This is a genomic window from Methanohalophilus euhalobius, from assembly GCF_900215215.1.
GTDB classification, from domain to species: domain Archaea; phylum Halobacteriota; class Methanosarcinia; order Methanosarcinales; family Methanosarcinaceae; genus Methanohalophilus; species Methanohalophilus euhalobius.
This window is the reverse complement of record NZ_OBDR01000002.1, coordinates 278586-290005: the sequence shown is the minus strand read 5'-3', so window position 1 is coordinate 290005 and position 11420 is coordinate 278586. Positions and strand designations below refer to the sequence as shown.

The window sequence follows — 11420 nt, the reverse complement described above, 5'->3', positions numbered from 1 at the left end:
TGTTTTACAACTTTGGATGCTTGGTATTTCCATGAACCATCAAAATACTGTTTCGCATAGTCATAATTCAAAATGGAATAAGGTTTTCTTCCGTTGATTGTGGTTATTTTGACCGTATCTTCATCAATCACAAAATCCCTTTTGTATGAAAAAGTCATTGAGGATGGCGAAAACTCTACTTTTTGCCATTTTGCCTTTTTCTGTTTATGCAATGTTTTGTAACATCCAGCAACCTGTCTTGGGATATTACAACTCATCTGGGATTTTAATTTTAATGTTTCACGAAGATAGGAGTATACTTCCTGCTGTAATTTCATTGCTGGAATCGGTTTACCTTTGTCAAAAAGAACTTCAGAAGCATAGTTCATTCCATCTGAATATTTCTGCATAGTTTCCACCAAATCATTATCAGGATTTGCTATTTTCAGGATAATTGTTTTAGTGAGAAACATACAATAGTATGTTCACTTACTTATTATAAAAAATCACTTTTGTGAAATATCAGGCGCTTTCTTCTCCTACCTTACGGAAGGTGACTCCTGCTCGAAAAGTTGAATTATGACCAAACTGCAACTCAGTGGAAAGGTATATTGAGATAAAAAAGTAATTTTATGTACTCATTCTCAGAAACATTTTTATTCAAATGCCGACATTAAGAGGATGGCTCGATGATTAATTATATATGATAGTTACGGTAACATATTGCATTCATATTTACGAGGAAGTGTTATGGAGAATATAAAGATCGCAATTGCAGGGATTGGCAACTGCGCTAGCTCTCTCATTCAGGGTCTGGATTATTACAGGGATAAAACCGAGACAGATGCTATCGGTCTAATGCATTGGACCATTGGAGGATACCAACCCTCTGATATTGAGGTTGTAGCTGCGTTTGATATTGATAAAAGAAAAGTAGGAAAAGACATATCAGAAGCCATCTTTGCAGAACCAAATTGCACTGCTGTATTCTGTCCGGACATTCCCGAGAAAGGCATAAAAGTTACTATGGGTAACATCCTTGATGGTGTTTCTGAACACATGGCGGATTATAATGATAAATACAAGTTCATAACCAGTGATGAAAACGAGTCCACAAAAGAGGATGTCGTGCAGGTTCTGAAAGATTCCGGTGCTGAAATGCTCTTGAATTTCATGCCCGTAGGGTCAGAAAAAGCTGCACGTTTTTATGCGGACTGTGCTCTGGAGGCAGGAATTGGTTTCATTAACAATATGCCGGTTTTCATTGCCAGTAATCCTGAATGGGCTCAAAAGTTCGAAGAGAAAAACCTGCCGATAATTGGTGATGATATCAAAGCCCAGCTTGGAGCCACCATCACTCACAGGACACTGGCAGACCTTTTCAGCAAACGTGGGGTCAAACTGGAAAAAACCTACCAGCTAAACACCGGTGGAAATACCGACTTCCTTAATATGCTCAATCGCAGCAGGTTGTCTTCCAAGAAAACATCCAAGACCGAGGCTGTACAATCCGTACTCAAAGACCGGCTGGATGATGAAAATATACATGTCGGTCCAAGTGACTATGTACCCTGGCAAAAGGACAATAAAGTATGTTTCCTGAGAATGGAAGGAAAACTTTTCGGCGATGTTCCCATGAATATCGAACTACGTCTTTCAGTTGAGGATTCTCCTAATTCTGCAGGTGTTGTAATTGATGCCATACGCTGCTGCAAACTTGCACTTGAAAGAGACACCGGTGGAATTCTCTATTCCCCTGCATCTTATTTCATGAAACATCCACCTAAACAATACAACGATGACGAAGCCTTCCTCATGACAAATGATTTCATCGAAGGCAACAGGGATAACTGAAACGCAAGATGCCTTATCAAATAAGGAAAATATTTGGTGTGGATTTTAGCGGGTCTAAGAAAGCCTGCAATAAAATATGGGTAAGTGAAGGCAGCGTTCACGATAAATTTCTCAAAATCCACACCTGTCATCCTGCTCACTTTTTTTCTGAAAGTCATGATACTCAGAGCTGTATTGCTGCTCTTTATAGCATGATCGCCAGGGAAAAATATGCTATTTTTGGAATGGATTTTCCTTTTGCACTACCATCTTCCCTTACAGAAGAAAACAACTGGAAGGATTTCATAATCAATTTCCCTCTGAAACATGCATCTGCAGAAAGTTTCAGGGATTACTATCGCCAGAAAACAGATGGTAAAGAATTCAAACGTAAAAAGGAAGATGAAAAAGGCGCACCATTTGCTGCATACAATCTCTGGTTGTACAAACAGACCTATCATGGTATCTCAAGGATAATTAATCCTCTTGTAAGGAATAACCTTGCCTGTATTCTTCCTATACAAACACCGAATCCTGAAAAACCCTGGGTAATAGAGATATGTCCGGCCTGCACCCTTAAAGAAAAGGGTCTATATGTGCCGTATAAAGGGAAAAAGAGTGACAGAGAATCTAATAGGAAAATGATTGTGGATAAGTTAGAAAAATTCAATATTGTACTCGATGATGAAATAAAAGATATATGTATTTCAAACACTCAAGGAGACGCTTTGGACAGTATTCTGGCAGTGTATGCCGTATTCAGGAATATGCATATTCTGGAAGGAAAAAATCCGGATGAACTTGAAAAAAGAGAAGGGGATATTTATTATTAATCCTCTTTTGCTTCTATATTCAATAGTTCATAAATATCATCAGGTTTTGTCAATATGTGCATATTTTCCATTTCAGCCAGTTTTTCTGAATTGGTAACATCAATGTCACGCATCTTCAACTTCATTTTTCTTCCACTGGGTGCATAGGTTGTAACATCGCCACGCACCTGATCAACAGGCAGGACATAAATAGGGGTTTGTCCTTTTGCTGTCTGGGCCACCACATTTGTTACAAGAGTATCGGCAATACCATGTGCTATCTTGGCAACAGAATTGGCTGTGGCTGGTGCGATTATTAAAGCATCATAGTGACCAACCTGCAGTGGACCGGCAATAAAAGGCGAGTTGGGGCCCGAATCTGTTTTGAAGTTGGGGAAATCATTTTGTATGTTATCCCACATGCGATACCACTTCATTACAGTTTCCCCTTCCTTTGAAAGAAATACCATAAACTCAATATCAGTTTTTTTCTGAATGTCTACCATTATGTCATACGTCTCTTTTATAAGGTCACCTGAGCCTGTAATACCCCATGCGATTCTTTTCATATTATCACTCCTGTAAATTAATAACCTGTAAATAGTTCATATTTGACTTTTGCTTTATCGATAGCCATTTCATATAGTATTTCCCTGACAGTCTTCACCATTGTCGGGGGGCCACATAAATAGAACATGCGGTCCCTGTAATCCGGAATTTCACGCAATATCATGCTTTCACAGACACGCTCCCTGCAACCTGTCCAATCACTGGAAGCCCTGGTTAAGGTATGTACAACTTTCAGATTAGGATTGTGTTTTTGCATAATATCCAGTTCATCTTCAAAGGCAATATCCTGCTCTGTTTTGTTACTGGATATCATAACAATGTCCGTGTCCATACCTTTATCTGTACAGTATCGTGAAATACTGATCATGGGGGTGACCCCGATTCCTCCGCTGATTAGCGCAATTTTGTCATATTCTCCTGAATAGGTCATTTTCCCGAATGGGCCTTCAATCCCTACCGAATCACCGGGTTGAAGGGCAAGCAGGGCATTGGAAAACTCATGACCTGTGAGTTTCTTGGTAAATTCGATGATATCCTTGTTGGCCGGACTGCTGGAGATAGTAAATGGTTTACGCACTTTGCTGCCGGCAATTTCCAGTTCTACGAACATATACTGGCCTGCCACATAATTAAAATCATCTGGCCGGGGAAAAAGGAAACTTAGCACATCTTCGGTTCTGGGAATAATTTCCATCAGCCTTACATCAAATCGCAATTTATGTTCTCCTTTATTGTTCCAGTCTTTTCATTTGCCTGGATGTCTCAATAAGTTTTTTCATTGTACGGCGCAGACTGCGTAGGCCTTCCTCATCTTCATCTATTCCTTCTGAACCTTTATCCTTTGACCACAGGGTACCTCCCAGATTTGACCCGAAGGAGCCTCCGGCAACAGGGAACATTTCACTGATCACATAAAAATTCAATATGGTCTGGAGGGCGGGCTCCTGACCTCCGGCACGGTCCCCTCCATCTGCCAGTGCAGCACCCACTTTATTATGGAAAGCCTTCGGATTTGCTGCAACAACCGCCCTGCATCTGTCCATTATGGTTTTGGTCTGTGCACTGATATTTCCCTGGTATACGGGTGTCCCTATTATCCAGGCATCCGCCCAGAGCATATTTTCATACAGGTCTGATATGTCATCTTTGTGTATACATCCCTTTTTGGTCCTTATGCAATGGTCGCAATGGATACAGAATTTCAATTCTTTCCCGCTTGCAGAAAAATACTCCACTTCGACATTGTATTTTTCCTTTGCATAATCCAGTGCATATTGCACGGCATGGGCAGTTGCCTTTTTACGAGGACTGCCCGAGATACCAAGTATTTTCACAATGTCCTTGTCGGACATCATTTCACACTCCTTTCACTCAAGTACAATGGCATCAGCCGGACAGGCGTCCACACATTGTTCACATTCTATGCAGTCATCAGGACGTGAAACTACTGATTTTGTATCCCCGTTGGAATCTTCTTTCAGATCAAAAACGTCTGTGGGACATACCTCAGCACATTCGCCGCTTCCTATACATTTATCTTTGTCTACAACTGGTGGCATATTCTTCCTCCTTACATATTCCTTCTAAACAAATAAATTGTTAATAATGCGATCAAACCAACAACACTTCCAAATCCTGGTGTTCCTTCAGATTCTACTTCACCGTTTATTCCGCCTTTAACGGATTCCATCTCTACAATCGGAACTTCATACTCCTTTTGTTCAAAAAGTTCATCTATCAGGTGTTGGGGGGCAGATCTATAGAGCAATTTCGTATCAACTATAATGGGATTTGTTGCATCTGTCGGTATTGTGAAATTATGAATCTCTGTAGCAGTGGATGTAGGTGCAATCCTATTATCAGAGATTACATCGGTTATTTCCCAGAGTTTCAAAGTGGGTTCGCCGGAGGCATCGGCGTATATTGCCTGATAAACAATACTGTCTTCAATAGTCCCATTTATATCCAGATTTCCTGAATTGTAGATTTTGCGTCCCTGACTGTCTTTTATATCCACCTGGGTCCACATTTGCCTGGCTTCAGTAAGTCCTGTAGGCAAATTATGACCTGCACCGGAATTCGTAATTGAGACTTTTATGGCAACTTCTTCGCCTGGTTGCGCATTTTCGGGAATGTCTATTTCTAGTGTAGCCGCTTCCTGAAGTCTTTCGATTGCCATTTCTTTATGATCATCCTCGTCCAGTATCCCTGTAACAAATACATTGGCTCCTGCGAAGTTGTGCACCGATATATGGTCTCTTTTGGGTGCACCTGATCCAGCACGCCCGGGATTTGCCTCAAATTCAGTGATTCCCGGTGTCATATGGCAATCCTGGCATTGGACTTTTTCTTCAGCATAGGGACTTTCACTCCATGCCTGATAGGTGTCATCCAGCACTACACCGGATGTTGGGTGGGTGATCTGGTGGCACATTCCACAATACTCTGATTTTGTATAGAATTCACTGTACTGTGCTTCATGGAACGCAGATTCAGAATCCTCAAAGGGGCCATATTTGGTCTCAGAAGGAGTCACCGCATATCCTCCATTGCCTATCTCAGAGGACTCCTTTACACTGTGGCAAAAATCACAGCCCACTCCTTCAGCAGCTTCTTCACTAATATCAGGGTTATTTATAGGGGGAACCTGCCCTGAAACCACACTGGCAGGTATGTGACAGCGCGTACAGAAAACATCCAGAGAGCCATTTGTCTTTTCACTTGCAAGTTTTAGTTCTTCCTTATAAAATGGGTCATCAAAAGCATGATAATGCATACTACCTTCCCACTGGCTGGTCGTGATGGCATGGCATCTGTTGCAGGTAGAATATGAAGTAAAATCTTCATGCGATAAGGTACCTGCTTCAGTGGGGGAAGCCTCTGCTACAACCTCTCCACAGGCAAAAACGAATGTAAATATGAGAAATATGGCTATGATTCTCACTGTATACCCCTTCTGGAATCCCCCGTGAATATTAATCAGAAGGAGGCTTATATGCCTCCTTACTGTTTTTCCTGCAGTAACTTAAGTGCCTCCCTGCATGCTGCAACTGCAGGTGCACCTGAAGTGATAGATATCACTTCCATCGTTTCCATTATTTCCTCTGCTGTGGCGCCATTTTTCAGAGCGCTCTTCATCTGGGAGACCGTACAGGCCTCACACTGTTTGGAGGCAACGACTGCCAGTGCCATCAGTATCTTGTACTTGGCAGGCATGGCGCCGTCTGACAATAGTTTGTCATGACATCTCCTGTACTTCTTAACGAAGTTGGGATCGATTTCCTTCAGTGTGTGGAGAATATTCGGGGCAAACCCCATCTTATCCTCGATATCCTTTACTACTTTCTCATGTTCTGCCATCAATTAAACCTCCTATATGGAATCAATCAAAGGAATCTTCCACTGTGTTATCAAAACAGTAGTTGCACATAAAGTGGGGAAGGCCCTTATGAAGACGTTTGACCTCGGGTGGTTTTCCCACTGAAACCTGTAGTTTTACTTCTTTAGAGTGATCCATACACAGCCCTTTCCCGCAAACAATACATACTGCAGCGGCTTCTACATCTTTCCCTGCTTCAACACAGTCATAACATTTCATCATGGTACTCACCTCAGAAGTTTTCTTTCAAAGCCTCATGGCATGGTTTACAAAGTATTTTGAGTAGAGGTTGCATGTCCTTTAACTCACAGGCGTCTCCCATACATTTAAGTCTCACTTCATATTCCCCTTCCAATACGGGAACTTTTTCTCTTACAAGATGGTCCATACAGACGCCTCTGCCACATATGATACAGATGCTGACTGTGTCAGTATTTTTATTTTCTTTTTCACATTCAAAACATTTCATTATTGGTTCACTCCCTTATTGATTCTGAAATAATACATTAACAGGATGATTACTCCATAAGTTCCATTTCTTCCCCGCAGCAAATAAGTACACCGCCACCAACTTCAGTGACTTCAACTTCGTTGCCACAGATATTACAAATGTATTTTTCACCTACTTTTTGAACTCCCATAGATTCAACTCCTTGTATTTATTTGCATAATAAAAGAGGAGAGATGATTATTTATGTATATCGGTGATGGGGAAGATAGCAGCGTGTATCATATACTTGCAATTCGAAATGAGCCTGGAAGATTACTAATATAAAGGCAAACAGGAAAATGCCGTTCAAAATCAATAAGGTTTTAATATATGTATGCAATCCTCAATAGCGTCAATATATTGAATAATAGGAGGATTCAAATGTCATTTGGAATAGAGTTCGTACCAGGAGACCCAGTTCTCAAAATTGCCCACTATGCAAAGCTTGCTGAACAACAGGGATTTGACAATGTTTGGGTTACAGACCACTACAACAATCGTGATGTTTATACCACCCTTGCAGTGTTGGCTATAAACACCAACAGCATAAAACTCGGAACAGGTGTGACAAACCCATACACCAGAAATGCAGCCATTACTGCATCCAGCATTGGTTCCATAAACGAGATTTCCGGCGGCCGTGCGATCCTCGGTCTTGGGCCCGGAGACAAGGCAACCTTTGATGCAATGGGGATCCCATGGGACAAACCATTGACCACAACCAAGGAATCCATTGAAGCCCTTCGTGGCTTTTTGGGTGGGGAAAAGGTTGAAATGGATGGTGACATGATCAAATTCGGCGGTGCGAAAATAGCATTCAAGACAGGTGATGTGCCAATTTACATGGGTGCACAGGGCCCCAAGATGCTCGAACTTGCAGGTCAGGTCGCAGACGGTGTACTGATCAATGCATCCCACCCAAGGGACTTTGAAGTCGCAATGGAAAAAATAAAAGCAGGTGCTGACAAAGCAGGCCGCAGCATGGACGAGATCGATGTGGCAGCTTATGCATGCTTCTCTATCGACAAGGACGCTGCAAAAGCCAAGAACGCTGCAAAGGTCGTTGTTGCTTTCATCGTTGCAGGTTCTCCCGACATGGTGCTTGAACGTCACGGAATCGACCCTGCAGCCAAGAAGGATATAGGCGCTGCAATTTCCAAGGGAGACTTCGGAGCACTTATGGGTGACCTTGTAACTGATGAAATGATGGACGCTTTCTGTATTTGCGGAACCCCTGAAGACTGCAAGCAAAGGATCAATGACCTGAAAGACATTGGTGTTACCCAGATTGTTGCCGGTTCACCTCTTGGACCTAACAAAGAAAAAGCAATCAAACTCATCGGTAAGGAGATCATCGGAGGAAACTGATGGTTCATCCGAAGATACTAGAGGTCATTGATTATGACGTCTGTACCGCTTGCGGGGCATGTGTTTCAGCATGCCCTGCCGGTGCCATCGTCATGAACAAAAGGGCCGAAGTAAGAGACCCGGACAATTTGGAACTTTACACCAAAGGTGCTGCCCCAAATGTCTGTGAAGGTTGCTATACCTGTGGGCGCATCTGTCCCGTAGTGGATGGTTACGTCGAGGATGAATTTGCAAATGTCAGGAGTTTCTTTGGTGCAAAAAGTGACATCGAAGGACAGGACGGTGGTGCAACAACTGCAATTGCAAGCAAACTGCTTGAATTGGGGGAAGTGGACTGCTTTGTGGGAATCACCCGCAATGACAACTGGGAAACCGAACTGGAAGTCTTCACCGATCCAGAACAAATAAAGAGAGCCAAAGGTACCAAATACACATATGATTCCGTACTCTCTGCTCTGAGGGAACCCTTCGAACAATATGATAAAATCGGTGTAATCGGCGTACCCTGCCAGGCTCACGGTGCACGCTTGATATCCGAAAATGTCAATGACAAGATCGTGGTTATTATAGGGCTTCTTTGTATGGAAAGTTTTTATCATGATGTAATGTCCGAAAAAATCATAAAAGAGATAATGGAACTCAATCCTGAAGATGTTGTAAAATTCGACTTCGCAAAGGGTAAGTTCTGGGCATACACAAAGGATGGCGAAAGTCACAGTGTCAAAATTCCACAAGTTGGTCCGCATGCCAGGAATCCCTGCCACCACTGCTGTGATTACACATCAGTTTCAGCAGATATATCAATAGGTTCTGTAGGTACACCGGACGGATGGAACTGTGTCCTGATCCGTACAGACGAAGGTGAAAAATACTTCAAGATGGCTGAAGATGAGCTTGAGATAATGGAAGATCCAAAACCTGGAATGGACCTTGTCAAGAAACTGGCAACCACGAAACACAACAACAATTCACAACATTATCTTGAAGTTTGTGAGAAGTTCAGCTTCGATGAATGTGGCATCAGATAAAACATGAATCTTAAAAGGGCATTCTATATAGGGCGCTTCCAGCCATTCCACAAAGGCCACTATTCGGTCATAAAAACGATTGGAAAAGATATTGATGAACTCGTAATAGGTGTCGGAAGCGCTCAAAGAAGCCACGAGACACCGAATCCCTTTACTGCCGGTGAACGCATAATGATGATTCGTCATTCTCTTGCAGATACGGACATCAAACATTATGCAGTTCCCATAGATGACATCCAGCAAAACGCAGTTTGGGTTTCCTATGTCACTGCAAGGACTCCTCCTTTTGACATAGTCTATTCCAATAATCCTCTAATCCTCGAGCTTTTTGAAGAAGCAGGCATAGAAACAAAGCAACCTCCCATGTATCATCGGGAAAAGTATTCAGGCACTCTCATCCGTGAAAAGATGATTGCCGGTGAAGAGTGGGAACAATTCGTTCCTGAATCTGTTACAGAAGTTATTGAAGAGATCGATGGTGTCAGGAGATTAAAACATGTCTCCGGCAGCGATCAGACTTTCTGACAACCCCCGGTCCTTAATTTTTTATAGTACGTTCGTTGCATATTATATAGTGTAAGGAATATGCAGGGGACATCTAATGACCGACAGAGCACCGGTATTTTGTGAAAAATATTGTATTGTATGCAGGGGAGCAAGAGCTGGAAATCCCATTTGTAAGGCGATCCAGAATCTTGAACTCAAGATATTTGGTAAGGAAGGTTGCATATGGGGAAAAGCAAGGACCAGATATTACGGCGTAACACCTGATGAGAAAATACCCCCGGATAAGAAAAAGTGATCAGAATATTTCCCCGCTCCAATCAAAAGCACCGGGTTTGAATTTATCAAGGGGTGGATGTCCTGAGGATATGCCGTCGATTATCTCTCTTACATCCCCCGCAACTTCACTCATACTTCGACCTGTGGTACCAACTTCAAATACCATTTCACAGTTCTCAACTGACTCTACAAGTATAACATCGAGGCATTCTGCTTCTATATTCTCATCAACTTTTGCAGGTTGATAGCCTCTTTTTTCAAGCCTTTTTTTGAGTTCATTGGGAGCCGTACGTAGCACGATGGAAACATCTGTAATCAGATGGGCCATGTGGCTGTCAATAATTACAGGATTTTCAGATTCTTCTATGACTGACAGCCGTTTTTTTACCACATCAAGGTCAGTAACCACACAGTCCCGTTGCTTATCTTCTTCTACGAAAAGATTCTCGGATTTTATGATTTCGTTCAGATGAACCACTCGATACCCGAATTCATTCTCAAGCAGCCCGGATACAGATGTTTTCCCACATCCGGGAGTGCCGGTTAAAGCAATAAACATATGTCCTGAATACAATTGCCTTTACTATTAAGGATTAATCCTCCTGTATGACCAGGGCCAAAAAATTTTCAATGATTTTCAAACCATCACTCATCAGGACCGATTCAGGATGGAACTGGATGCCATAGACCGGGTGTTCCTTATGCTTAATCGCCATTATTGAGCCATCTTCTGTATGGGCAATGGATTCTAAGGGTGGGGCAAGTTCTTTAATTTCCAGGGAATGGTACCTTCCTCCTTCAAAAGGATTGGCAAATCCCGCAAAAAGAAGTGAATCATTGTGAATTATTGATGAAGCCTTGCCGTGGACGGGGCCATTTGCACACCTACCAGTACTGCCTCCGTAAGCCCGATTTATAGCCTGATGGCCAAGGCAAACTCCCAGTATAGGGGTATTTGGACCGTATTCCTTAATAATCTGGAGACAGTTACCGATATCCTCAGATCTTTCTGGAATTCCCGGGCCGGGTGATATGACAATGGTATCTGGTTTTATATTTCTGACCTCTTCCATTTCCACTGTATTTGGAACAACTACGGTTTCAACACCCAATACGGAAAAGGCATCCACAAGATTCCATACAAAGGAATCCCTGTTGTTTACAAACAGTACTTTCAC

17 protein-coding genes and 1 pseudogene are annotated in these 11420 nt (G+C 42.4%); 6 read left to right on the top strand and 12 right to left on the bottom strand.

The window, feature by feature from the left end; all coding sequences use genetic code 11:
- Window positions 1-389 (bottom strand): annotated as a pseudogene (locus CP947_RS03810) (RNA-guided endonuclease TnpB family protein); the annotation flags it as partial.
- 340 nt (window positions 390-729) lie between these two features.
- Here CP947_RS03810 and CP947_RS03805 point away from each other — a divergent pair.
- Entirely contained in the window at window positions 730-1833 is a 1104-nt protein-coding gene (locus CP947_RS03805; RefSeq protein ID WP_096711901.1) for an inositol-3-phosphate synthase, read from the top strand.
- Window positions 1834-1841: 8 nt separating this feature from the next.
- On the top strand, window positions 1842-2645 hold the full coding sequence (locus CP947_RS03800) for a hypothetical protein (RefSeq protein WP_096711900.1): 804 nt from the start codon (window positions 1842-1844) through the stop codon (window positions 2643-2645).
- Here the strand turns inward: CP947_RS03800 and afpA are convergent.
- Genes afpA through CP947_RS03755 form a run of 9 tightly spaced genes read right to left on the bottom strand, consistent with a single transcriptional unit; the run spans window position 2642 to window position 7214 of the window.
- Window positions 2642-3193 (bottom strand): archaeoflavoprotein AfpA, encoded by a 552-nt coding sequence (afpA, locus tag CP947_RS03795; RefSeq protein ID WP_096711899.1) that lies wholly within the window; start codon window positions 3191-3193, stop codon window positions 2642-2644. The two genes, CP947_RS03800 and afpA, sit on opposite strands and share 4 nt — an antisense overlap.
- 17 nt (window positions 3194-3210) lie before the next feature.
- Window positions 3211-3909 carry a ferredoxin--NADP reductase gene (locus CP947_RS03790; RefSeq protein ID WP_096711898.1) on the bottom strand — a complete coding sequence of 233 codons (699 nt, stop codon included), beginning with the start codon at window positions 3907-3909 and terminating at the stop codon, window positions 3211-3213.
- Window positions 3910-3922: 13 nt separating this feature from the next.
- The gene (locus CP947_RS03785; RefSeq protein WP_096711931.1) at window positions 3923-4546 is read right to left on the bottom strand and encodes a flavodoxin family protein; all 624 of its coding nucleotides are present in this window, start codon (window positions 4544-4546) and stop codon (window positions 3923-3925) included.
- A 15-nt stretch (window positions 4547-4561) separates the two neighbouring features.
- The gene (locus tag CP947_RS03780; RefSeq protein ID WP_096711897.1) at window positions 4562-4753 is read right to left on the bottom strand and encodes a 4Fe-4S dicluster domain-containing protein; all 192 of its coding nucleotides are present in this window, start codon (window positions 4751-4753) and stop codon (window positions 4562-4564) included.
- A gap of 11 nt (window positions 4754-4764) precedes the next feature.
- Window positions 4765-6138, bottom strand: coding sequence for a multiheme c-type cytochrome (locus tag CP947_RS03775; protein ID WP_241645893.1), 1374 nt, complete (start codon window positions 6136-6138; stop codon window positions 4765-4767).
- Window positions 6139-6197: 59 nt separating this feature from the next.
- Window positions 6198-6554, bottom strand: coding sequence for a carboxymuconolactone decarboxylase family protein (locus tag CP947_RS03770; RefSeq protein ID WP_096711895.1), 357 nt, complete (start codon window positions 6552-6554; stop codon window positions 6198-6200).
- Between the two features lie 22 nt (window positions 6555-6576).
- On the bottom strand, window positions 6577-6795 hold the full coding sequence (locus tag CP947_RS03765; RefSeq protein WP_096711894.1) for a DUF2180 family protein: 219 nt from the start codon (window positions 6793-6795) through the stop codon (window positions 6577-6579).
- Between the two features lie 10 nt (window positions 6796-6805).
- On the bottom strand, window positions 6806-7042 hold the full coding sequence (locus tag CP947_RS03760; RefSeq protein ID WP_096711893.1) for a DUF2180 family protein: 237 nt from the start codon (window positions 7040-7042) through the stop codon (window positions 6806-6808).
- Between the two features lie 49 nt (window positions 7043-7091).
- Window positions 7092-7214 carry a desulfoferrodoxin FeS4 iron-binding domain-containing protein gene (locus CP947_RS03755; RefSeq protein WP_072360257.1) on the bottom strand — a complete coding sequence of 41 codons (123 nt, stop codon included), beginning with the start codon at window positions 7212-7214 and terminating at the stop codon, window positions 7092-7094.
- Between the two features lie 230 nt (window positions 7215-7444).
- On the opposite strand from CP947_RS03755, the gene mer reads away from it, so the two are divergent.
- The 4 genes from mer to CP947_RS03735 all read left to right on the top strand — a co-directional run bounded on the left by mer (window position 7445) and on the right by CP947_RS03735 (window position 10261).
- Window positions 7445-8431 carry a 5,10-methylenetetrahydromethanopterin reductase gene (mer, locus tag CP947_RS03750; protein ID WP_096711892.1) on the top strand — a complete coding sequence of 329 codons (987 nt, stop codon included), beginning with the start codon at window positions 7445-7447 and terminating at the stop codon, window positions 8429-8431.
- Window positions 8431-9459: a F420H2 dehydrogenase subunit FpoF gene (gene fpoF / locus CP947_RS03745; protein WP_096711891.1), complete on the top strand. Its 1029-nt coding sequence runs from the start codon at window positions 8431-8433 to the stop codon at window positions 9457-9459. Before mer ends, fpoF begins: the two co-directional genes overlap by 1 nt.
- A gap of 3 nt (window positions 9460-9462) precedes the next feature.
- A complete protein-coding gene (locus tag CP947_RS03740; protein WP_096711890.1) occupies window positions 9463-9984 on the top strand; it encodes a nicotinamide-nucleotide adenylyltransferase in 522 nt (173 codons plus the stop codon).
- A 76-nt stretch (window positions 9985-10060) separates the two neighbouring features.
- Entirely contained in the window at window positions 10061-10261 is a 201-nt protein-coding gene (locus CP947_RS03735) for a hypothetical protein (RefSeq protein ID WP_096711889.1), read from the top strand.
- Here CP947_RS03735 and CP947_RS03730 read toward each other — a convergent pair whose 3' ends face one another.
- Complete coding sequence (locus CP947_RS03730; RefSeq protein WP_096711888.1) at window positions 10262-10801, bottom strand: adenylate kinase family protein; 540 nt, start codon at window positions 10799-10801, stop codon at window positions 10262-10264.
- A gap of 34 nt (window positions 10802-10835) precedes the next feature.
- Window positions 10836-11420 carry an anthranilate synthase component II gene (locus CP947_RS03725; RefSeq protein WP_096711887.1) on the bottom strand — a complete coding sequence of 195 codons (585 nt, stop codon included), beginning with the start codon at window positions 11418-11420 and terminating at the stop codon, window positions 10836-10838.